Source organism: Pseudomonas sp. c313, assembly GCF_055407145.1.
On sequence record NZ_JBUZRD010000001.1, the window covers coordinates 923,184 to 946,356 of the forward strand.

At 51.7% G+C, this 23,173-nt stretch carries 21 protein-coding genes and 1 pseudogene; 7 read left to right on the forward strand and 15 right to left on the reverse strand.

The window, feature by feature from the left end; all coding sequences use genetic code 11:
* The first annotated feature begins 2 nt into the window (after nucleotides 1-2).
* From wbjC to tnpB, 7 genes and pseudogenes are all read left to right on the forward strand, one after another.
* Nucleotides 3-1,124, forward strand: a complete 1,122-nt coding sequence (wbjC, locus tag ACZRKZ_RS04535) for a UDP-2-acetamido-2,6-beta-L-arabino-hexul-4-ose reductase (protein WP_463980812.1) — start codon at nucleotides 3-5, stop codon at nucleotides 1,122-1,124.
* 70 nt (nucleotides 1,125-1,194) lie between these two features.
* On the forward strand, nucleotides 1,195-2,325 hold the full coding sequence (gene wecB / locus ACZRKZ_RS04540; RefSeq protein WP_463980813.1) for a non-hydrolyzing UDP-N-acetylglucosamine 2-epimerase: 1,131 nt from the start codon (nucleotides 1,195-1,197) through the stop codon (nucleotides 2,323-2,325).
* Between the two features lie 69 nt (nucleotides 2,326-2,394).
* Nucleotides 2,395-3,594, forward strand: a complete 1,200-nt coding sequence (locus ACZRKZ_RS04545; protein WP_463980884.1) for a glycosyltransferase family 4 protein — start codon at nucleotides 2,395-2,397, stop codon at nucleotides 3,592-3,594.
* Entirely contained in the window at nucleotides 3,591-4,553 is a 963-nt protein-coding gene (locus tag ACZRKZ_RS04550) for a UDP-glucose 4-epimerase family protein (RefSeq protein WP_463980814.1), read from the forward strand. The genes ACZRKZ_RS04545 and ACZRKZ_RS04550 overlap by 4 nt, the downstream gene beginning before the upstream one ends.
* A 102-nt stretch (nucleotides 4,554-4,655) precedes the next feature.
* Nucleotides 4,656-5,672 (forward strand): MraY family glycosyltransferase, encoded by a 1,017-nt coding sequence (locus tag ACZRKZ_RS04555; RefSeq protein ID WP_463980815.1) that lies wholly within the window; start codon nucleotides 4,656-4,658, stop codon nucleotides 5,670-5,672.
* A gap of 144 nt (nucleotides 5,673-5,816) precedes the next feature.
* Nucleotides 5,817-6,098 (forward strand): annotated as a pseudogene (locus tag ACZRKZ_RS04560) (helix-turn-helix domain-containing protein); the annotation flags it as partial.
* A 123-nt stretch (nucleotides 6,099-6,221) separates the two neighbouring features.
* Entirely contained in the window at nucleotides 6,222-6,473 is a 252-nt protein-coding gene (gene tnpB / locus ACZRKZ_RS04565; protein WP_463980885.1) for an IS66 family insertion sequence element accessory protein TnpB, read from the forward strand.
* Between the two features lie 198 nt (nucleotides 6,474-6,671).
* Here tnpB and ACZRKZ_RS04570 read toward each other — a convergent pair whose 3' ends face one another.
* The 15 genes from ACZRKZ_RS04570 to rfbF form a co-directional block, all read right to left on the reverse strand.
* A complete protein-coding gene (locus ACZRKZ_RS04570; RefSeq protein WP_463980816.1) occupies nucleotides 6,672-7,793 on the reverse strand; it encodes an EpsG family protein in 1,122 nt (373 codons plus the stop codon).
* Nucleotide 7,794: 1 nt separating this feature from the next.
* Entirely contained in the window at nucleotides 7,795-9,012 is a 1,218-nt protein-coding gene (locus ACZRKZ_RS04575; protein WP_463980817.1) for a glycosyltransferase, read from the reverse strand.
* Nucleotides 9,005-9,802: a glycosyltransferase gene (locus tag ACZRKZ_RS04580; protein WP_463980818.1), complete on the reverse strand. Its 798-nt coding sequence runs from the start codon at nucleotides 9,800-9,802 to the stop codon at nucleotides 9,005-9,007. Before ACZRKZ_RS04580 ends, ACZRKZ_RS04575 begins: the two co-directional genes overlap by 8 nt.
* A gap of 42 nt (nucleotides 9,803-9,844) precedes the next feature.
* A complete protein-coding gene (locus ACZRKZ_RS04585) occupies nucleotides 9,845-10,330 on the reverse strand; it encodes a DapH/DapD/GlmU-related protein (protein WP_463980819.1) in 486 nt (161 codons plus the stop codon).
* 214 nt (nucleotides 10,331-10,544) lie between these two features.
* The gene (locus ACZRKZ_RS04590) at nucleotides 10,545-11,528 is read right to left on the reverse strand and encodes a glycosyltransferase family 2 protein (RefSeq protein ID WP_463980820.1); all 984 of its coding nucleotides are present in this window, start codon (nucleotides 11,526-11,528) and stop codon (nucleotides 10,545-10,547) included.
* Complete coding sequence (locus ACZRKZ_RS04595; protein WP_463980821.1) at nucleotides 11,525-12,844, reverse strand: hypothetical protein; 1,320 nt, start codon at nucleotides 12,842-12,844, stop codon at nucleotides 11,525-11,527. Before ACZRKZ_RS04595 ends, ACZRKZ_RS04590 begins: the two co-directional genes overlap by 4 nt.
* Nucleotides 12,845-12,977: 133 nt before the next feature.
* Entirely contained in the window at nucleotides 12,978-13,985 is a 1,008-nt protein-coding gene (gene dmpG, locus ACZRKZ_RS04600) for a 4-hydroxy-2-oxovalerate aldolase (RefSeq protein ID WP_463980822.1), read from the reverse strand.
* A complete protein-coding gene (locus ACZRKZ_RS04605) occupies nucleotides 13,978-14,880 on the reverse strand; it encodes an acetaldehyde dehydrogenase (acetylating) (RefSeq protein ID WP_463980823.1) in 903 nt (300 codons plus the stop codon). The genes dmpG and ACZRKZ_RS04605 overlap by 8 nt, the downstream gene beginning before the upstream one ends.
* Before the next feature lie 38 nt (nucleotides 14,881-14,918).
* The gene (locus tag ACZRKZ_RS04610; protein ID WP_463980824.1) at nucleotides 14,919-15,209 is read right to left on the reverse strand and encodes a hypothetical protein; all 291 of its coding nucleotides are present in this window, start codon (nucleotides 15,207-15,209) and stop codon (nucleotides 14,919-14,921) included.
* Nucleotides 15,210-15,284: 75 nt separating this feature from the next.
* A complete protein-coding gene (locus ACZRKZ_RS04615) occupies nucleotides 15,285-16,340 on the reverse strand; it encodes an NAD-dependent epimerase/dehydratase family protein (protein WP_463980825.1) in 1,056 nt (351 codons plus the stop codon).
* 8 nt (nucleotides 16,341-16,348) lie between these two features.
* Nucleotides 16,349-18,181, reverse strand: a complete 1,833-nt coding sequence (locus tag ACZRKZ_RS04620) for a thiamine pyrophosphate-binding protein (protein ID WP_463980826.1) — start codon at nucleotides 18,179-18,181, stop codon at nucleotides 16,349-16,351.
* 78 nt (nucleotides 18,182-18,259) lie between these two features.
* Nucleotides 18,260-19,963 carry a thiamine pyrophosphate-binding protein gene (locus ACZRKZ_RS04625; RefSeq protein WP_463980827.1) on the reverse strand — a complete coding sequence of 568 codons (1,704 nt, stop codon included), beginning with the start codon at nucleotides 19,961-19,963 and terminating at the stop codon, nucleotides 18,260-18,262.
* Between the two features lie 3 nt (nucleotides 19,964-19,966).
* Nucleotides 19,967-21,280 (reverse strand): lipopolysaccharide biosynthesis protein RfbH, encoded by a 1,314-nt coding sequence (gene rfbH / locus ACZRKZ_RS04630; protein WP_463980828.1) that lies wholly within the window; start codon nucleotides 21,278-21,280, stop codon nucleotides 19,967-19,969.
* Nucleotides 21,281-21,304: 24 nt separating this feature from the next.
* Nucleotides 21,305-22,390 (reverse strand): CDP-glucose 4,6-dehydratase, encoded by a 1,086-nt coding sequence (gene rfbG / locus ACZRKZ_RS04635; protein WP_463980829.1) that lies wholly within the window; start codon nucleotides 22,388-22,390, stop codon nucleotides 21,305-21,307.
* Nucleotides 22,391-22,392: 2 nt separating this feature from the next.
* A complete protein-coding gene (gene rfbF / locus ACZRKZ_RS04640) occupies nucleotides 22,393-23,166 on the reverse strand; it encodes a glucose-1-phosphate cytidylyltransferase (protein ID WP_463980830.1) in 774 nt (257 codons plus the stop codon).
* Nucleotides 23,167-23,173 lie beyond the last annotated feature (7 nt).

A 23,173-nucleotide genomic window follows, 5' to 3' on the forward strand; every position in this document is an offset into this window, starting at 1 on the left:
TGATGAAGGTATTGATCACCGGCTCCAATGGCTTTGTCGGTAAAAACCTGATCGCGCACTTGAGCGAGCGCAAGGATGTCGAGGTCGTCTCTTTCAGCCGGGATAACAGCATCGCCCAGTTGCCTTCACTGGTGGCCGAGGTCGATTTTGTTTTTCACCTGGCCGGGGTTAATCGGCCGCAATCGCCGGAAGATTTCAAGGTTGGTAATACCGCCCTGACGCTGGAGCTTTGCGAGGCGATCAAGGCGAGCGGCAAGCCCATACCGGTGCTTTACACCTCATCGACCCAGGCTGGCCACGATAATCCCTATGGCGTCAGCAAGCTGGCTGCCGAGCAGGTGTTGCAGGATTTACAGGCAAACCATGGCTCCAGGGTTCAGGTCTTGCGCTTGCCCAATGTGTTTGGCAAATGGGCGCGCCCCAATTACAACTCGGCCGTAGCGACTTTTTGCCACAACATAACCCGTGGCCTGCCGATTCAGATCAATGATCGGCAAGCCATGGTTAGTCTGGTCTACATCGACGATGTGATCGATTGTTTCATCCAGGCCATGGACTCGGGTTTAGCCACAGATTCAGTTGCTCAGGTGCAGCCGGTATACAGCATCACTGTGGGTGAGCTGGCCGACCAGTTGCATGCGTTCCGCGAAAGTCGCGACACGTTGATCAGCGAAGCCGTTGGCGCGGGGCTGGTGCGTGCACTCTATTCGACCTATGTCAGCTATCTTCCTGTCGAGCAATTCACTTATGAGGTCCCGAAGTACGGCGACCCACGCGGCGTTTTTGTGGAGATGCTGAAGACCAAAGACAGTGGGCAGTTTTCCTACTTCACCGCACATCCTGGTGTAACGCGTGGCGGCCATTACCACCACAGCAAAACTGAAAAATTCCTGGTAATCAAAGGCAAGGCCTGTTTCCGTTTTCGCCATATCGTTTCCGACTCGTTCTACGAGTTGGTCACTCAAGGTGATCAGCCTCGGATAGTGGAAACGGTACCAGGTTGGACTCACGACATTACCAACGTTGGTGAAGAAGAGATGATTGTCATGCTCTGGGCGAACGAGATCTTTGACCGTGAGCGGCCGGATACCTTTGCGATGTCTCTAGGTAGTACTCAAGCCTGAGCCCCAAGCACATCAGGCAATGCGTTGGGTGGGTGATCCCGATGTTAATGATTCTGGAAAGAGTGTTGAGATGAAAAAGCTGAAAGTTGTCACGGTTGTGGGTACGCGCCCGGAAATCATCCGCTTGTCGCGGGTTATTGCCAAGCTGGACGAGCACTGTGAACACATCCTGGTGCATACCGGGCAGAACTACGATTATGAGTTGAACGAGATTTTTTTCCAGGATCTCGGTATTCGTAAACCGGACCACTTTCTTAACGCTGCAGGCGCCAGCGGCGCTCAGACCATCGGCAACGTGATAATTGCAGTAGACCACGTGCTGGAGGAAGAGAAGCCAGAGGCGCTACTGGTCCTGGGTGACACCAACAGTTGTATGGCGGTGATTCCAGCCAAGCGACGCAAGATTCCGACCTTCCACATGGAAGCCGGAAATCGCTGCTTTGACATGCGCGTGCCTGAAGAGATCAATCGCCGCATTGTCGACCACACCGCAGATATCAACCTGACCTACAGCAGCATTGCGCGCGACTACCTGCTACGCGAAGGTTTGCCGCCAGATATGGTGATCAAAACTGGCAGCCCGATGTTTGAAGTACTCAATTACTACCGGGGCGGTATAGAAGCTTCGGATGTGCTGGAGCGGCTAGGGCTGGAGGCTGGCAAATTTTTTGTCGTGAGCGCCCATCGGGAAGAGAACATTGATTCCGACAAGAACTTCCTCAAGTTGGTCGAGGTACTGAATACCGTTGCTGCCCATTATGACTTTCCGGTAATTGTGACCACTCACCCGCGCACGCAAAAGCGCGTAGATGCCATGGGCGTGATCTTTCACAAGAATGTGCAACTGCTCAAGCCATTGGGTTTCAAGGATTACAACAAGCTTCAGTTGAGCTCCAAGGCGGTGCTGTCGGACAGCGGCACCATCAACGAAGAATCATCGATCCTCAACTTTCCGGCGTTGAACATCCGTGAAGCTCACGAGCGTCCAGAAGGGATGGAAGAGGCTGCCGTTATGATGGTCGGCCTTGAAGTCGAGCGTGCCATGCAAGGTTTGCAGCTTCTGGAGAGCCAGGCCAGTGGTCAAGAGCGAACGCTGCGCCTAGTAGTGGATTACAGCATGCCTAACGTTGCCGAGAAGGTCGTGAGGATCATTCATAGCTATCGCGACTACGTAATGCGCACTGTATGGAAGCGATATTGATTGGATAGGCTCGTTAAGGAAAAGCCACTAAAGATCTTGGTGGTGACCCAGTACTTCTGGCCAGAAAACATGCGAATCAATAACATGGTCGAAGGTTTTGTCGCCAAAGGCCATGAAGTGACGGTGCTTACTGGATTGCCCAACTATCCGGAAGGGCAGGTCTATGCTGATTACCGGCGTGCTCCGGCACAGTTCTCCAGCTATCAGGGGGCCCGCATTATCCGGGTGCCGATGTTGGCACGGGGCAAGCGCAGCATTACGCTGGCCCTGAATTACCTCTCGTTTTTCACCAGCGCCTCAACCATCGGCAGCTACAAGCTGCACGGCCAGTCGTTCGATTCGATCTTCGTGTATGCCGTGTCGCCCATCATGGCGGCAATTCCGGCACTGGTGCTTGGGCGTTTAAAAAAGGCCCCGGTGTTTGTCTGGGTGCTGGATTTGTGGCCGGAAACCCTGAGCGCGGTTGGAATTATCAAGAACCCAAAATTGCTTAGGCTGGTCGGCAAGATGGTGTCCTGGATCTACAATCGTACGGATTACCTGTTGTTGCAGTCGCGATCCTTTGACGAGAACGTAAGGAAGTACTGCACCCGCTCGATTTCATCGGATCGGCTTGTGTACTTCCCCAGCTGGGCCGAGGATGATTTTTCCGATGAAGTGCAGGTACCCTCTGATCTTCTCCAGCGTGATGATTCAGTCTTCACCATCCTGTTTGCCGGTAACCTCGGCGAGGCTCAGGATTTTCCGACAATTCTGGACGCGGCCAAGGCGGTCAAGGGCGATCTGTCCGTGCGTTGGGTGATTGTGGGGGATGGTCGGGCCAGTGAATGGTTGACCAGGCACGTGTGGGAACACCAGATGGATAATGTCCTGCTGCTGGGAAGGCATCCGCTGGAAAAAATGCCCGCACTTTTCGCCGTCGCAGACGCGTTACTAGTGTCGCTGAAGACGAATGAAGTCTTTGAGAAAACTATTCCAGGCAAAGTTCAAGCATATCTTGCCTCGGGTAAACCCGTTATCGCCATGATTGATGGTGAGGCCGCCAGAGTCGTTGTCGAGTCGGGCGCCGGCATGGCCTGTGGTTCGGGGGATGCCCAGGGGCTGGCCGGTATCGTGCGCACTATGGGCGCTTTACCCAAGTCTGAGCTCGAGGGTATGGGCCTGTCTGGCAGGCATTACTACCTCGAGCACTTTTCCAAAACGATCTTGTTTGAGCGCCTCGAAGCGCTTTTCAGAAAAGCCACCTTGAGGCGGGACGAAAAACGATGAAAAAGCTGTTGCTAACCGGTGCGTCCGGTTTTGTCGGGCGAGCCGTGTTAGATCGGCTATTCAAGGACGAGCACTTTGAGCCGGTCATTGCAGTACGCAGTACCTTGCCTGGTCTGCCCGTGACAACAAAGGTGGTGCGGGTTGCTGCGATCGACTCAGCGTCCGATTGGAGTGAAGCCGTGGTCGATTGCTCCGTGGTGGTTCACTGCGCTGCGCGCGTGCACGTGATGAATGACACCAGCGCCGATCCGTTGGCCGAGTTCCGCAAGGTGAATGTTGAAGGCACGCTGCAGCTCGCCAGGCAGGCTGCGAAGGCGGGGGTCAAGCGCTTTGTCTTTGTCAGCTCGATCAAGGTCAATGGAGAGGGCACCCAGCTGGGAACGCCCTATACGGCCGATGCAGAACCGGCTCCGGCGGATCCTTATGGTATCTCCAAGATGGAGGCCGAGCAGGCCTTGCGCCTGCTGGCTACACAAACGCGGATGGAAGTTGCCATCATCCGGCCGACGCTGGTCTACGGGCCGGGTGTGAAGGCAAACTTTCTCAATATGATGAACTGGTTATGCAAAGGTGTTCCATTGCCTTTTGGCGCCATTCATAACCAGCGTAGCCTAGTCGCCTTGGATAACTTAGTGGACCTGATCCTTACCTGTGCCGAGCATCCCTTGGCGGCCAATGAGACGTTCCTGGTCAGTGATGGCGAGGATCTTTCTACCACGCAATTGTTACGTAGAATGGCCGCGGCATTGGGGGTCTCGGCTCGATTGCTGCCGATGCCTGCGTGGATGCTGGAGTCTGGCGCGTCCTTGCTGGGGCGCAAAGCACTGTCCCAGCGCTTGTGTGGTTCGCTTCAGGTGGATATCGACAAAACCCAAAAGCTTTTGGGCTGGACAGCTCCTGTGAGCGTCGATCAAGCCCTGTCCAAGGCTGCTCAGCACTTTCTGCAAGTTAAAAGGTGAAGTAGTCGGACAGCCTTCGAATAATATTATCGGCTTGAACTGGCACAGCAATGAGTGCTGAGCCTTTCATGCCTGCATTCTATTTCAGGAACTGAATCTTACATGGCCATCTGGTTGGTGTTCTCGGCGGTGTTTATGGCTTCGCTTCTGTTAACTTGGGTACTACGCCGTTATGCCTTGTCGCGTAGCCTGATAGACATACCCAATGGTCGTAGTTCGCACTCGGTGCCGACGCCGCGAGGCGGTGGCGTCGCCATTGTGCTGACGTATCTGGCAGCATTGGGCTTGATGGCGTTTGCCGGATGGATTAGTTGGGCTGCAGCATGGCCTTTGCTGGGAGGTGGAGCGCTGATTGCGGTGGTCGGCTTTCTCGATGATCATGGCCACATCGCTGCGCGTTGGCGTTTGCTAGCGCATTTTGTTGCGGCAAGCTGGGCACTGTTCTGGATGGGCGGTTTGCCCACAATCAGGCTGATGGGGCTTGATCTGGATCTCGGCTGGCTTGGGCATTTGTTGGCTGCCATGTATCTGGTCTGGATGCTCAATCTGTATAACTTCATGGATGGTATCGACGGGATTGCCAGCATCGAGGCAGTATGTGCCTGTTTAGGAGTGTGCCTGGTGTACTGGCTGACCGGGCATAAAGATCTCATTATGTCGCCGATGCTGTTGGCGGTTGCCGTGCTGGGCTTCCTGTATTGGAATTTCCCGCCCGCGCGTATTTTCATGGGGGACGCAGGCAGTGGCTTTCTCGGCATTGTTATTGGCGTGCTTTCATTGCAGGCCGCCTGGGTGGCCCCTGAGATGCTCTGGGTCTGGCTGATTTTGTTGGGCGTATTTATTGTTGATGCGACCTTCACCCTGGGGCGACGTTTGTTGCGCGGAGACAAGGTCTACGAGGCGCATCGCAGTCATGCCTACCAGTACGCATCACGTCAGGTGGGGCGTCACTTGCCGGTCACCCTGGTAGTGACAGCTATCAATCTGTTCTGGCTGCTGCCGATTGCACTCGGTGTCGGCCTGGGCCTCGACGGTATCTTTGGCCTGCTGTTGGCTTATGTCCCATTGGTGTTGCTGGCCATTAAGTTTCACGCTGGTGAGCTGGAAAAAACAGGATGACCTGTTGACGCTAGTACTTAAAAATCTTGCGATGCACACGCAAGCAGCTGCCATTTTTTGCTGGTGGTACTAGTGTCCTGTCTCCGAAATAAGTTTCTAACCTGAGCTCTGCTTCTGTGGTCAGTCAGTGCTTGGAGTGATCACATGAACTCTCAGGGCATTATGCTTAGTGAGGATGAACAAATAGAACTGAGTCGGCGCATAAGATCATCCACGATCAGTCAGCGCGAGGGTGGTCGGGCGCGGGTGATTTTGCTGGCCGCTCGAGGTTGTTCGCGTAACGAGATTGCCCAGTTGACTGGTCTCTCTGTTGTTTCAGTCACCCACTGGTGCAAGCGTTTTCAAGAGCTGCGTCTGCAAGGTCTGGTTGATCTGCCTGGACGAGGTCGCAAGCCATCCTTGCCGGCCGAAGCGTTGAAGCGAACCTGCGGATTACACGGCCATCCGGCCGGCCATAAAGGGTAAGTGCGCCATGAATCTCACACTCAACGCCAGTAGTTGATCCCCGAAGCTGCACTTCCGAACTCTCTCAGGAGTCAGCACGTCATGATGCGACCCGACGCCAAAGTCGAAAAAGTGTACCTCTATCCCAAGCCCGTGGATTCTCGAAAATCCATCGACGGCCTTGCCGCCCTAGTTGAGCTGGATATCAAGGTGGCGGTATTCGACCCGGTATTTTTTGTTTTTCTGAATCGCCCCCGTAACCGGGTGAAAATCCTCTACTGGGAGTGCAACGGTTTTTGCCTTTGCCTTTGCCTTTGCCTTTGCCTTTGCCTTTGGCTTAAGCGCCTGGAGTCCTAGTGCTCAACTTTACAGTTTGGTCGAGACGGTTAAGGCCAAGAGCCCAATGTGTGGCTGCGCCACGCACTCGAGTGGTTGCCGCAAGCCTAGAGCGTAGAGGACTTCGAAGCTTTGCTGCCGTAGAACTGCACTCCCCCGACTTCATCGCTAAGTGCACTGCCCATCTTTGACTAGGTGGGGTTTATGGAACGCTTACATTTATAGAATGGATTTGTAAGGGACCATCGCCTCTGCTGCTGCGTACAAAGAAACTATAAAAGACAGCGCGGCGATAGCCAAGTGTGAAAGGAGTAGGCACTTGTAACCTCTTAAGTGTGAATAGTAAAAGGTTGAAAGTGAACATGCAAACAGGACGGAAGCTACATTGAATGTGCGGGTCCAGAGTGCGAAATTATTAGGAAATAATAATATGAGGGCGGCAGTCAGCATCAAGGATGTTGTTGCGAAATTCAAAACAAAATGCTCTTTGCTGGTTATGGCTGGGCTGGTGTTCTGTTTTTTTGCTCTTTGCTCCAGCCAGCCTAAGCTAAGTGCGCAACAGATAAGATAGAATCCAAAAAAATAAGTTTTAATGCTTAGTGCGTAATCCCATGCCGAATATTCTAATAGCTTTGCGGCGAATGAGGAAGGGAGCACTAGAGCGAGAAGTTCGTAGGGATTTGAACCAAGGTGGATTGCTGCGAAAATAAGTAACGTACCCAGTGCCCATAAGGTTATATATCTAAAAGTATTGCGAGCAAGAAAGGATGCGAAGAATATAAAAGTATACAGTAGGGCGGAAATTTGAAAGCAGGCGCTAAGTGCAAAAAACAAGAATAAAAGTTTTTTATTCGATAGCTTTAAGTACGTCCATAATCCTATAAAAAATAAACCCACAGCTATAGATTGGCGTACGGTTGAAAAGTGCATGTATATGAGGTTGTAGGATATGTAAACTGCAAATATAAAAACTCTATTTCCTGAAAAAAAGCTTGAGAGCAGGTACGTGCTGAGTGCGCAGAATATTGATGCAATAAGGAAGACGGCTTCGACGCCGCAGCCCAGGTATTTAGCTGTGTAGTTAAGTAAGAAGTAGCCAAATTCGAAAGCAAGTTTGTAATTGTTCTGTTGGTAAGAAGTGAAAAGGTCTTGCTCGACTGAAATCGACTCAAAATACTCAGCGTATTGTGGCCAGTCCATGCCTGTCTCGAATCTGAGGCCGCCGAATACACCAATGAAGATATACAGGCATAGCGTCAAAGGCAGGTCATGGCGGAGCGCAAAAAATCGCAGTACAGCGATATAAAAAATCACCAGATAGCCGAGCAAGTAAAATGCCACTTTATATTTTCCAAAGCTTTTTGTTGAGCCTGAAGCTGGATAGGTATACGAACAATCGTGATATGTTCATGAACCTATTGGGACCCACGACAAAAAGAATGACTTTCAATAATGAGTTAATCGCTTGGAGCTTCCCGGAGTGAGATTGGGCGTCCTCAAACCCGGCTGGCTTGTATCGTCCTCCTGTTTCAAATAAGTAATTACTCTTCGCGAACTTGTAAACTGGACCGTTCGCGTCGAAAGGGTCGTGGTCGGCTGGCAATTCATCAAGAACACTTGCATACGCTCGTCTCAAGGTAGGTGATATGTATTTTCCATCACTCATGTAGTCGAAAGCATAGGTTGTGGTCGCAGGGATGAATGAGAAATTAGAAAGACGTTCTTTGTAATAGAGGCTGACCTCAAGCAAGTCTTGTCTTTTTTTGTCTCTATCTGCAAATGAACGCTTGCTCAGAAGTTCGGGGTTTTTTTCATCAAACGAGCTAAAGTGAAAAAAGACTAATGGGAATTCTCCGTTGACGGTGTATCCACCCTGGCCGTCAGGTGAGAGCGTTCGCTCATGGCTATTCCAAAAGGCGACGTTGTAGCCGAGATTAAAAGATACATGCAGCGTTGGGAAAAAGCAGGGGGCAATACTTACCCATTTCTGATCGGTGGAAAGACCAAATTGAGTTTCAAAATAGCAGTGATCAAGGCAGCGCTCGTTCCACCATTTTATAAAGCGCGTTGCCTCTGAGGTATTGGAGACCGCGTAAAATCCCAAGTTGAAGGATCCAAAGCGTAGCATTCCAAGGTCACCCTCTGCATGAGGTGTCACGTAGTGAGGTGTTAGTATAATGTCATGGGTGTTGAGTTCGTTCCATAGATCATCGAGACTGCTGAATACGCAAGTGTCAGGGTCCAAAAAAACAACCTTATCATACTGCTCAAGTAAACTTAAGGTTATCCAAGGCTTGAGGCTGGTGCTGAACTCAACAATGTCATACTTGAAGGCATACCGGTGAATGTCTGCCAAGCCAATATCTTCAATCCAGAAGAAGTCCGCCAGGTCCGTGGGAAGGTCTACCTCTACCTTACGGTCAAAGATATAGATCTTAAGTTTTTGTTGGCCGAATTTGATCAACGACTCTGCCAGCACCAAAGCTTTAGATAGGTAGGCTAAATTACACACGGTAAAGATGGCTGATCGCTCACCGGAGATAGCTTGTTTATCAGTCACGTTTAAATATTCCTAATATATTGATAATTCTGACGAGGCTCTGAGAGCCACAATAGATTGCGAATAATTTTGTAATTCTAGCTGCAAAACTGAATTGGAAAGTAATCAGGGCTGAAAAAATGAGCTTTAAGCTGGATGAGGTAGTATCTTTTATTCTAGACCACGAATAGGCACGCATTGAATAACTGCGTCCTGCAATGTGATAGCGACTGTCTGCTTGTTCGGTCACGTGATCAAAGCCAGGAGTGGCTGCGCAGACGCCGATACGGTAGCCGTTGTTTAGTGAGTCCAGACAAAGCTTGTAATCTACGCCGTCGACAAAGTACGTACAATCAAGCCAGTTTAGGGTTTTGAGTTTTTCCAAGAAATAAAGACTGCCACTATTGATCAACAAGGGCACGTCCTCCACCGGCTCTCTTCCGCCCGACTTGAAGGCGATAGCGCTGAAATCTTTGTAGATGACGAGGTTGCTTACGTAGTTACTCTCTACATAAGACAGTGTTTCGTTGTTGAATCCAGTGTCCTGGTCAAAGAATAATAGCGCTTTATGCCCGTCATGGTAAGCATTGGCACATACAGTCGATATACCAACACCCAATCCTAGATTTTTTCCGCTGGTAAAATAATGAATGCGCTGATGATGTTTGGCCAATTCTCGTACGTTTTTGATGTCGGGTGAGTTATCAAATACATATACTTCAAACCCGGATGCTGAAGTCAATTCAAGCCTGTGCAGCAATTCAGCACCTGCGCGGTAGACAACAATACCTACTGCAATTTTACGAGTCATGCCATACCTTTGATTTGTGAGTCCGCCAGTGTATTGCCGGTCTCATATATTGATCCATTTGCTGTCTTTGTCACTCCAGATTTTCACGGCCTTGGCGGGGCACCCCATGGCAATGACATTGCTGGGAATATCTTTGGTGACAACGCTGTTGGCACCGATGATAGCCCCGCTGCCTATGACCGTATTGGGTAACACCACGACATTGTCCCCGATCCATACGTTGTCGCCAATGGTTACGGAGCCGCTGCTGGCAAGCTTTCGTTCGAAAGGTGTTTCGTAGGGGCTGGATTGGCTTTCGCCCGAGTACGATCCGTGGGCATGATCGGTGATATGAATTTTGCTTCCCAGCAAGACATTGCTGCCAATGGTAATTTTGTTGCAGCAAGCAATATGCAACTGGTCGCTGGCGGAAAAATTTTCGCCAATCTCGATGTGTGGGCTATAGCTGAAGGCATTGTATTGAGAAATGGCGTGTAACCAGAGTCCGTCGCCAACCCTGAAATTATTACCCAGTTTGATGTTCTCCATGCCGAAGACCTTGGGCGTGCGGCCAACGTAAGCGCGACGCTGAGGCCCTGGAAGGGTTCTCAGGTAAATGAGCGCTCGCCACACCAACAGGAATCGACTCATCACTATTGGTAAAATGAATAGGTGGTGCTGCTTGAGTTTCGTTAGAAAGTATGACACCGCGTTTACTCGTGCTTGGGGGGCGTTAACGGATCGTTCTTGAGTTTAAACTAAACTAGTGCCTTGGCTCAGATGGTGTGTTACGGGTCAGCTTGAGGTAAAGATTGGTCGCAGCTTTGAGCAGAGGACGTGGCGTGAGTGAGATTGCTGCGACGATCAGGAGGGGATAGTCAATGGACAAGCGAAGAGCATGTTTGAATCGCCCGTACACAGCGTAGCTCAGTAAGCCTCGGACTCGTAGTGATACCATACCTTTTATTGAAAATGCACCGGACACTTTGCCAAAACTAGGGCAGGTCGAAAGCTTGCTCTTCAATGCATATTGGGGCGGTAATGAGAAAATGAAGTTGACCCATTTTTCAACACCGATCTCGAAAATCTTGGGCGTGTGTGCCCAGCTTTGCTTTTGCAGTTTTGGGTTCTCGAGAGAGGCTATGGAAATTTCTTGCTCCCAGTGGATCAGGAAGTCCTTGCGTGCAGCATATTCAAGTATGATACCAGTTTGGATGAAATAGGAGTCGAGGTATCGATTGAAATCAGCACTTGCTATTAATTTTTTGCTGTATATGAGGCAGCTCATGCAGCTCATTATTCCGCCTAATTCTGTCAGCAAGATATCTGGGCAGTGGTAGTTTGTACTAGGTGTTTTGATTTTCTTAACTAGATTTACTACGATGGCGCTGTAAACGTTTGAAGTTCCAACTAGCTCCAATATAAAGTCTATGCCGTTTTGGGGGATTTGCGAAGTATCACCCAATAACCACACATACTCGGTATCCGCTGCTCTCAATGCTCTCTCGAAATTAGCATCCGGACCTATGTTGGTCTTGTTTTTTAAGTGATGGATAAAGCTGTATTCTTTTTGCCATTTCTCCACGACTTCTTTGGTGTTATCTGTAGATGCATTATCCGATATAAAAATCTGTACACCATGCCGTTTGGCCATGGGGACGTGTACAGCAAGAGATTGGTCTAGGAAATCAGCTCGATTGTAGGAAGGTATGACTATAGATAGTATTGGGTTGCAGGGTGACGTCATGTGTGCGATCTCTTGAAGTTTTTAAATATCCAGAATACCCAAGGCGTCACTAAGAAAAACGCGCTGAAAAAACCTACAAACAAGTAGTCAAAGGGAAGGTAGATAGCAATGGTCAAGGTTGTTGCTGCCACATATAGGCCTTGCACAACGGACGCTGAGACTAGTGGCTCCTGCTTATGGGCTCGCATGTAGACGGCCATTGAGTTGACCCACAACTGGATCAGCCAGCCGAGTCCTACCAATGCAAGTGATGCTGGAGATAGCAGTCGCGTGGCAATGGGTAGGTAGTCCTTGAGCAGTTCGATACCAGCAAATAGGGTTATCAGGCCCAGAATGTATGTCAATGTAGCGAGCAGGACCGCGCGTTTGAAAGTGCTGTCCAATGTTAGGTAATCCTGCTGCGCAACATACATATTTATTTTGGGCGTGTTAATCGAGACCCAGATATTTGCGATGCTGAATAGTGCCATGCATACGGCCATGGAGAGTCCCACTTGTCCGGCTTCCACCGTGCCGTAGAAATGGAATGCTAACGGGGTAAAAATGGATAGAATAAAGTAACCGCTTATCCAGCTTACAGCAAATCGCCACATCAATGGCATGATTTCTGGTGCCCATGAGTGGCTGTTGTTTTTTCCTATTCTATACAGTTGCTGAAGCATTTTCTTGTAGCGGTAGCTGATCAGGAGTAACCCCGCCAATGCCCCGGACAGTAATGCTATCGCCAGGGCGTAGAGACCCTCTCCACTGAGCAGCAATAGTGCGCTGACTGCGACTGTTGTGACGCTGATATAAAAGCGAATTTTTTGTACATCGCCAACACTGTCACACCCTTCTATAAATGACAGCAGCATGCTATTTAGGAAAACCAGTACCGAGGCGGCGCCATAAATGAGCCAAGGTAGTTGCCAGTTGATATTTGAGCCTTTATTGTCCAGAAAAAAATAGCCTGCCACCAGTACCACCGGGAAAATTACCATGGCCATGGCGCTGGACCACTTCATCGCGAATTTACCGAGGGTGGCCAGGCGGACCAAGTACTCAGAATTGCCCGCTAATGTTTTGTCTGGGTTGAACTTGAGGTGCGCGAACTCGTGAGATGAAAACAAGAGCAGTATGGAAGAAAATCCCATGTCCGCGAACACAGCCAGTGCCGCCAAGCTAATGAAGGTGTACCAGTAGCCCTGGGCTTCTGCGGAGAGATAAATAGGTACTAGCAACAGTAATAGCGGTCCGGAGAACAGTCTCCAGAGTTGATTGATGGCGGAGTGACGAACATCGTAGTTTAGAAGAGTTTTAAGCAGCATATTTTTCATGGCCGATGGCACATTTTATTTTCAAGCTCCGGGTGCGACAGATCTTTATCCGGGTGTTGGTCTCAGTTACCGCCGTCGTCTATCCCTTGTCAGATAAAATACTCGGGCACCCGGAAAGGTTTGTCGTTGTAGATCAATGTTTCGCTGCCAGCTCCTTAGCCACCTCAATGATAAGGCTTTCCTGCCCGGCAACTGCCTTACGTTCGCCCAGGCGGAAAAATACATCTCTGGGGTCAACACCAAATTCGGCAGCAGCCCTGGCAACGGGCTTGGCAAAGCCTGAAAAGACGCCAGCGAGACCGCTTACGATGGAAGCAGGAGAAATGGAAGGCGCGATAAAGTTTAATTCTTTTTCGGCCATTGTGGCAGCATCTAGAATCTTGAAGAGATCAATCCCAGTGTCATACCCCAGCTTGTGCAGAACCCCAACCAGTACTTCAAGTTGTGTGTTACCGGCGCCTGCGCCAAATCCACGAATGGTGCCATCCAGAATGCTCGCGCCTTCGTTGACAGCTGTCAGTGAGTTGATCACTGCCATCCCAAGGTTATTGTGACCGTGAAAACCGACGGGAACAGACAGTCCGTTTACCAATGTCCCTATACGGGCTTTGACATCATCGACCATCTGCGCACCAGCAGAGTCCATGATTACAATCGCTTGGGCTCCATAAGATTCCATTTTCCTAGCTTCTTCAAGGAGTGCTTCCGGGCTGGCCATATGGGTCATCATCAGGATTCCCCATGCTTCCTTACCCGACTCCCGTATGTAGCCAATATGGCGCTGGGTAACGTCCGCCTCGGTGCAGTGTGCTGCAATTCGGAACACATCGACACCCAGCTCGACGGCCTTGCTCAGATCTTTCTTGATGGTGCAGAAGCCGGGGATAACATGAATAGCCAACCGAGTCTTGGTCAGATGCTCACGTGAGATTCTGAGAATTTCCTGATCGCTGAGGCGACTTTCTCCGACGAGCATCGACGAGCCGCCAAGGCCGTTTCCATGACCGACTTCAACAATGGGTACATTGGCCGCTTCCGCTGCTTTGCAATAGGCTACAAAGGCTTCAGGCCCTAACTTGTGCCCTACCGCGTGGTTGCCATCGCGCAGTGTCGGGTCGGTTATGAGAATTTGCTTAGGCATACTGGTTTTCCTCGACAGGTGCGGATGTTGCGATCATTTCCGCGACTGCAATAGCCGCACAATTGATGATGTCCAGGTTGCCGGCATACTGCGGCAGATAATCACCATTGCCGACGACCCTTATGGTGGTTAGCACACGGTCACCCTCAACCGTTGGCGGGACAACCAACGCATAGCCCGGCACATAAGCCTTCAACTGTGCCACCATGGCTTCCACCGATTGGCGAATTGCTGGGATGTCAGGGTTGGTGATCTTTGCATAGATGGTGGTCTGCATATCGATTGGCGGGTTGGCAGGATTCAGAATCAATATGGCCTTGGTCCTCTGCGCCCCCGAGAAGCGCATTAGGGCATCCTCGGTGGTTTCGATGTACTCATCAAGATTCGCCCGAGTGGCTGGGCCGGCGCTGAGGGAGGCAATGCTGGAGACAACTTCAATATATTCGATGTTGGCATGAACGGCAGCAATCGCGCTGGCAATTGGGATAGACGACTGTCCGCCGCAGGTAATCATATTGATGTTTTGAACGCGTTCACTCACGCATTCCTTGGCATTGATAGCAGGAATACAGAATGCGCCTAATTTTGCCGGCGTCATGTCGATAACCGTCTTCCCGAGCTTGCTCAATACGGCCCAGTGCTCAATATGGGCGTGAGCGGAGGTTGCATCAAAAACCAGATCACAAACCTCGGGCGAAGAAATGATTGCGTTAATACCCTGATCTGATGTTTTAATTCCGAGCTCGGCAGCTATCTTCATTCCGGACGACGAATAATTACGCCCTGTAAAAAGTGTACATACAAGATGCTGAGAGCGCATTATCTTTACTAGTAGGTCGGTGCCAATATTACCCGACCCAATAATAGCTACTTTCAGTACTTTTTTAGTGACCATCACATACATCCAAGGAGGCGCGAATTCAAAGAAAGTCGTTATTTAGTCAATGGTTTATTGATCTCAAACGCATGCTGTGTTTCGTGTAGAAAGAAGAAATTCGTTTCCTGCGTCAAGTCATTCATGAAGCCAAATTCCCGAAACTTTTCGTCGGCATCAGCGGTGAAACACTTGTGGCCGAGTCCTTGGAAAGTTTCGATTATTTCGTTTGGATGGTAGTAAGATTTCGCGGCCAATTTCGGTAAGATTTCCATAAATACAATTGGCCTGTCCCGGCCCAATAATTCCAGCGTGCCTTGGAAAACAAAAAAACTGGCTATGGAAATCATTATACATACCATTTATATGGTCGGCCTTGCTCAGATCTTGACTAATGAAAAACTGACGTATGTCTTCCAGGTTCTTCATGAATAACTCTCGATAGTTTTCTTAAAGCCCTCTCGAACAGACGTTCGAGGTAGCCAGCCAAGCTTTTCGATCTTGGTGATGTCAGGGCAGTTTCTTACAATCGGGCTCACTAAATACGCACTGTCGTTTTCACGGGCAGCAAATAGAACGTTCAAACCTCTTTCGGGATACAGCCCCACTAGCATCTTGGCCAAGTCCCCGATGCTTATTTCTCCGGCGGGATTACCTACATTGTAGGCTTGTCCATGAGTTCCGTTGAGTAGCACTGTCCAAAATCCAGCTACTGCGTCAGCGGCATAACAAAAAGCACGCTGTGCCAAACCATCACTTTTCATGGTGATAGGCTGATTATTCAGGATGTTGGCGACAAAGTCAGCGTACACCCTGCCGTCGTCCAATAACATGTGAGGTCCGTACGTGTGAAACGGCCTGACGATCGTGGAAGGCACGCCTGCTTGATGATGCCAGCTGACGCACATGTTTTCACCCATTCGCTTACTTTCAGCATAGCAAGCCCGGACTGACGTTGGATCCACAAAACCTAGATCTCCTTCCGAGGTAGGCACGACTTCTGTCTGACCGTATACCTCTCCACTACTGAAGAAGAGAAACCCCTTCGATTCGCTCAAGGCCGCAAGTTTTAGTAAAGCGGCAGTTCCAATTGTATTGGCGCTCAAGGTGCCAATTGGATCAATCGAATAGTACTTTGGGCTTGCCTGGCTGGCCGCGTGAACAATGTAGTCTGGTCGAACATCAAACGCCAAAGGATCACTGACGTCTTGTTCGATGCAGAATAAATTCTTTCTGTTCATAGCATGAGCAAACCTTCGCTCAAAACGCAGGCGACTACGAACCAAGGCAAAAATTTGAATATCCAGTCCTTGAGTTTCGTTGAGGAACAGCAAGGTTTCTACCATGTAAGCGGCGAGAAACCCCGAAGCACCGGTAATGAGTACTTTTTGCCCCTTCAGACGATGCCAAGGCAACGCGTACTGAGTCGTGATCGCCAACAGGTCGCTGGCCACTATGGCATTGCGAAAGGTACTTTTCATAGGAAGGATTATGCACCAAGGGTCTTGGATTTTTCATGCATGCCTCGCGGCATAGCGCTATCCAACTGATCACGTGGAATCAGTGGCGAAAGATCTTCCAGCGGCGGTGAAACCAACGAACCGTCTTCCTTCACAATTACCGAGAGCTTCGGCGAGAAAAGTTGTTCAGGGTGCATGAACACTTCACAAATAATCGGGCCGGTAGCTGCTTGTACTTTCTCCAGCGCGGTGTCTACGTCATCCCAATGACGTATCTGGCACGATGGGATACCAAAGCCGGAGGCCAGCTTCGAGAAGTCCGGGCATGAAACGCCCGAGCTCCGATCAGTACCTACGTAAGAGCCCTTGAACAAAGAGTTCTGCGTGTGCTTGATCATCAGGTAACCATCGTTGTTGAAGATGAACAGCTTGATCGGCAGTTGGTGGTGCACGATGGTCTGCAGTTCCTGAAGGTTCATCATCATGCCGCCGTCACAGTTAAGGCACATGACCTCGCCTCGGTCAGTGGCGAACGAAACCCCCAGTGCCGCGGGCAGGCCATAGCCCATCTCGCCCAGGCCTGTGGATGTCATCAGGCGCTGGCCCTCTTTCAGGCGTAATACCTGGTGTGCGCACAAGAGGGCTGTACCCATGTCAGTGACCACGATCTGGTCCGGCTTGAACACCCTGTTCAGGCGCTCCATAAAGCGATAGGAGTTGATGAAACCATTCTTGTCGGCGTGCTCTTCACCTACCCATGGGAACTGCGCTTCGTAGGCCTCACACTGTGCAAGCCACTTAGCTTTGGACGGGACAGTGAGGGTTTCCAGGCGAGCGCTCAACGCTTCTAGAAAGATGGCGGCGTCGCTGACGATCATTTCCTGTGTTCGCGACGCGTTCTTGGTGACCTCGTCACGACTAATGTCGACCACGTCAATCCGTGCCTCGCGAGCCAGTTCGGTCAAGTCGTAACCCACCTGCGGTATTGCTAGGCGGGTACCGATGGCAAGCACGTAATCACTGTTTTGCAGGATGAAATTTGCCGCACGCTGGCCGTAGACACCGGCCCGACCGAATACCAGTGGATGATCGGAGTCGATCATGTCGATACCGGCCCAGGAGACCAGCCCCGGTGTACCGAGTTTCTCAAGCAATGGTGCGATACGTTTTTCAGCGCCCGCAAGGCGAATACCATTGCCCAGCCACAGGAGTGGCCGTTCAGCCTTGAGTAAGGCCGCCACGACGCTATCGATCTGCGCGGCAACTTCAGCACTGACCGTTCTATCTGCAACAGGAACCTGGAAATGCGTCATTTCACTGGCAGGAATGCGGCTGGACTGGATGTCCATTGGGATTTCGATCCAGGTCGGCCCCGGACGGCCTTCCAGAGCGACGTGAACGGCCTTTTCGAGCTCGTAAACAGCCTGCTCCGGCTGAGTGACGCGCTGAGTGTACTTGCAGACCTGGCTCACCATCTGGCAAGAGTCGTAGCCCTGCACTCCCCACATGCGCAGCGGGTTATCCGGGAAACAGTGCTTTGAGTGCTCGTTACCCGCGATCACAAGGCAAGGAATGGAGTCGGCCCAGGCGGAAACAACCCCCGTTACGCCATTCGTGGAACCTGCACCTGTCGTCAGCAGCGCCGCGGACAGACGACCATTGGTACGGTAATAGGTTTGTACTGCCATGCAAGCGGCCTGCTCATGGTGCACACAGACAATTTCTGTATAGCCACGGCGGCTGATGGCTTCAAAAAGATGAACGTTACCAGCTCCGATAATTCCGAACACATGAGTAATGCCCAGGTTCTCCAGTGCTTCAGCAATCTGCTCACTTACTTTTATTTTTTCCTGCGCTTGCATTTGAAAACTCCGTCAATGGACGCTTCAGTCTGATCGGTGACGAGCAACTGAGTTTCGAAAAATTCTTGGGTTGGACGCTCATGCCCTTTTTGGCATTTGCTGATCAATCAGCATTCCAAACTCGAGCCGTGGGCGACACTCTCGTGCATCAGGCATCATGACTTCGATCAACATTGGGCGAGGCGCTTCAAGGAACTCCATGATCGGCGCATGGAGCTCGGTATCCATCATAATGACTTTGGAGCTGATGCCATAAGCCTCACCAATCGCGCTAAACTGAGATGTGTAACCATTCCAGTAGGTCGAAGATGTTCGGCCCTCAAAGTACATTTCCTGAAACCCGTGCACCATCCCTAACGAGTGGTTGTTGAGCACAATAATTAGTACAGGCAACTGGTCCCGAGCGATGATATCCAGTTCTTGAATATTCAGTTGAGCACCGCCGTCACCTGTAATGACAATCACAGGTTTGTTGGCTGCGTTACACACGCCAATGGCTGCTGGAATCGCAAAGCCCATTGTCCCCAGGCCGCCAGAGTGGTGCATGGACTGGCCAGGGCTCAATCGCAGGGTGTGCGCAGCCCACATCTGGTTATTGCCGACATCGGCAACAAAGTCGACAGTGTGCCCTCTAGTCAGCTCATTAAGGGTCGAGAAAATCATGAAGGGGCTCACAGACCAGTCGGTGTACTCGTCCACGAAGCTCTGTTCAAAATGGGCTTGCAGTTGCGAGGCCCAAGCAGGCCACACCGAATTTTTCTGCACCTCAGCAAGGGAGAAATGAGCAAAGAAAGTGTTCAACTCCATCGTGTAAGAAGCATGTGCTTGAACGCGGTTATTCAGCTGTCCCTCCATCAGATCAATCTGAACGATTTGGGCTTTGCGGGCAAAGTCATCAGGTTTCGCGCCCGTTTGCCGAACATCCATGCGACTACCTAGTACCAGCAAGAAATCGCAGCTTTGCACGGCATGGTTGGCGGCACGTGTTCCATAGGCCCCCAGCATTCCCAAGTAACTCTCACTCGCCGGGATCTTTTCAGCACCTTTCAAGCTGGCAACATAGGGAATTCCTGACGCTTCCAACTGCTTACGCCACTGGGCAAAGTTACGCGTGTTCACGGCACCTCCACCCAGCAGAATTAACGGCTTTTGAGCGTGTGCCAATTTGCGTTTGATCGACTCGATATCGGACGCGGGCACCTCATCTACAACCCATTCAGTGCGCGGTATCAATAGGGCTTCCACCACAGCCTCATCAATCTCGGCCCTTTGGATATCCATCGGAATATCCAGTAATACTGGGCCAGGGCGTCCCGCCCTGGCGATATCAATGGCTTTCTGCAGGCACGGAAGCAACTCGTCGACATGTTTGATTTGGTACGCATACTTGGTGATGCTACTGACCAGAGCCACACTGTCGAGTTCTTGGAAACCCTGCTGACGAATGTTTCTCTCGCCTTTCAACTCGTAGGTGTTGACCTGTCCTGTGAGGAAAATGCAGGGATGGCTGTCAAGCCAGCAGTCGGCGATCCCAGTCATCAGATTGGTGGCGCCAGGGCCGCTGGTGCCCAAGGCAACTCCGAGCACTTCGTGGTGGGTCGCGCGGGCAACCGCAGATGCAGCAAACGCTGCCCCTTGCTCATGGTGAACCGAGACCAGCTTGGTCTTGCCCAACTGATTGATGCTATCAACCAGGTGCGTGATCATCCCTCCGATCAATTCATAACCATACAGAACCTTGTTCTGTGCAAGAACCAGCGCTACGGCATCCGATGCTTTCATCGCTTAGAAACCAATCCCGAAAAACTCTTCCAGCTTTTCACCGACAAAATCGAAGTGCTCCTGTCCCAGTGCTGGCTGTACGCCGAGCCAGAAGGTCTGGTTCATTGTGCGGTCGGTATTCGTCAGTTCGCCGACCACGCGGTACTCCAGGTTTTGGAAGTAGGGCTGTCGGGTCAGGTTTCCAGCGAACAGAAGGCGGGTGCCAATTTTGTGTTGATCAAGGTACTTGAGCAGGTCAACACGGTTGACGCCACTGCTTTCCTTGAGTGTCACCGGGAAGCCAAACCACGATGGGTCGCTGTTGGGTGTCGCTTCGGCAATTTCGAGGAACTCGGATAAGCTCGACAGGCGCTCCTTGAGCAGCTTGAAGTTGCGCTTGCGAGTGTCGATGAAGTCTTGAGCGCGCTCAAGCTGGGCCAGACCACAGGCGGCCTGCATATCGGTGATTTTCAGATTGTAGCCCAAGTGTGCATACACGTACTTATGGTCGTAACCTTGGGGCAGGCTGCCGTACTGCTGGCCAAATCGGTCGCCGCAGGTGTTGTCGCAGCCGGGTGCGCAGTAGCAATCGCGGCCCCAGTCGCGGAACGACTCGGCAATCACTTTGAGCATCGGGTTGTTGGTGAATACCGCGCCACCCTCACCCATTGTGATGTGGTGTGCCGGGTAGAAGCTCAGGGTGGCGATGTCGCCGAAAGTGCCCACCAGTTTGCCATCATAGGTCGCGCCCAAGGCGTCACAGCAATCTTCCACCAGCCATAGGTTGTACTTCTCGCACAGTGCCTTGACCTTACCCAAGTTGAACGGGTTACCCAAGGTGTGAGCCAGCATGATTGCCTTGGTTTTTGGCGTGATGGCGGCTTCGATCAGGTCGGCGTTGATGTTGTGGGTGGCCATGTCGACGTCGACAAACACCGGGATTGCGCCAAACTGGACGATGGGATTGACTGTGGTCGGGAAGCCCGCTGCCACACCAATCACTTCATCACCTTTCTTGATCGCTCGCTCGCCCAGTTTGGGCGAGGTCAGGGTGCTGAAGGCGACCAAGTTGGCGGAGGAGCCGGAGTTGACCGACAGCAGGAATTTGACGCCGAGGAATTCAGCGAGCTTCTTTTCGAATTCGGCATTGAAGCGACCTGTGGTCAGCCAACCATCCAGGGATGCCTCGACCATCAGTTGCAACTCACGGGCGCCGATCACTTTGCCTGATGGTGGGATAACGGTTTCGCCGGCCACGAACGGCTTGCTCGCTAATGCGATGTTTGCGTATTGCTCGACGAGCTTGCTGATTTCCTGGCGGAGCATATCGGGTGTCATGAAGATTCCTGCTAAAAAGTGTGGTTAGTTGCTGCTGGCATGCATGGCGAGCATGTAGGCATTGATTTCTTCCAGGCAATGGGCCTGGATGTCGTTGCCGCTCAGCCAGGCGCGATGCCAAGTGACGATCCGGGCAAGTGTGGTTTCCAGGTTCCAACTTGGCGACCAGTGCAAGTGCGCGCGAGCTTTGGAAATATCCAGCTTGAGGTAGTTGGCCTCGTGCGGTTGTGGATCCTGATCCAGTTGCCAGCGGGCGCCTGGGCCCCAGGTCTGGACCATATGATCAAGAATCCACTCCACGGGACGCGCGTCTTCATCCTTGGGGCCGAAATTCCAGCCCTGAGCAAAGCGATGTCCGTGGGTCCAGATGTGTTCAGCCAACACCAAGTAGCCACTCAGCGGCTCCAGTACGTGCTGCCACGGCCGTGTGGCCTTTGGGTTGCGTATTGTGACGGGCTGACCTTGCTCGAAGGCACTAAGAATGTCAGGGATAAGCCGATCTTCAGCCCAATCGCCGCCGCCTATCACATTGCCGGCCCGGGCGGACGCCAGGGCAGCGGCTTGCGGATCGCCGAAGAACGACTTGCGGTAGGCGCTGGTGATCAGTTCCACACAGCCTTTGCTGTTGCTATACGGGTCATGTCCACCCATTGGCTCGTCTTCACGATAGCCCCATTCCCACTCGCGGTTTTCGTAGCATTTGTCAGTGGTGACATTGACGATCGCGCGCAGATTAGAGCATTGCCTCGCGGCTTCCAGCACGTGCAGCGTGCCCATCACGTTGGTGGCATAGGTCTCGACTGGCTCGCGGTAGGACAGGCGAACCAGCGGCTGCGCGGCCATGTGGATCAGCACGTCTGGATTGAATCGCGTCATGCTCTGGGTGATAGCCGCCAGATCACGAATATCGCCTTGCTCCGACTCTATGCCATCGACGACCTTGGCTTCAATGAACAGGGCTGGGTGGGTGGGCGGCGCCAGGGCAAAGCCCTTGACCTGCGCGCCCATGCTTGTCAGCCACAGAGACAGCCAACTGCCTTTGAACCCGGTGTGGCCGGTCAGGAAGACTTTTTTGTCTTGCCAAAAGGCGGGGGTGACCGTCGACTTCATATTCAGTTCCAGGATTTCCAAGGTGCTTTGCCTGACTGCCAAAGCTCTTCCAGATAGTGTTTGTCGCGCAGCGTATCCATGGGTTGCCAGAAGCCCGGGTGCTCGAATGCCATCAGTTGGCCCTCGGCTGCGAGGTTCATCAGTGGTTCCTGTTCCCAGGTGGTGCTGTCGTCCTTTAGATAATCGAGCACTTTCGGGCTCAGAACAAAGAAGCCGCCATTGATCAGCGCGCCGTCGCCCTTGGGCTTTTCCTTGAAGTTCAGCACCTGGCCCTTCTGGATATCCAGGGCGCCGAAACGTCCGGGTGGAAAGGTCGCGGTGAGCGTTGCCGCCTTACCGTGTGCTTTGTGAAAGGCCAAGGTGGCGCTGATATCGAGATCGCTCACGCCGTCGCCATAGGTAAAGCAGAAGGCTTCTTCGTCTTTGACGTAGTCGGCAACGCGACGCAGGCGTCCGCCGGTCATGGACTCGTCACCGGTGTCGACCAGGGTGATGTTCCAGGCTTCAGCGCGTTTGTCATGTACCTTCATGGTGTTGTCGCGCATGTTGAAGGTGACGTCGGACATGTGCAGGAAGTAGTTGGCAAAGTACTCCTTGATCACATAGCCCTTGTAGCCGCAGCAGATGATGAAGTCATTGATGCCGTGCGCGGAGTACATCTTCAGTATGTGCCAGAGGATGGGTTTGCCTCCGATCTCGACCATGGGTTTTGGGCGCAGGCTGGTCTCTTCACTTAGTCGCGTTCCCAGGCCACCGGCCAAAATAACTGCTTTCATGCTGTCT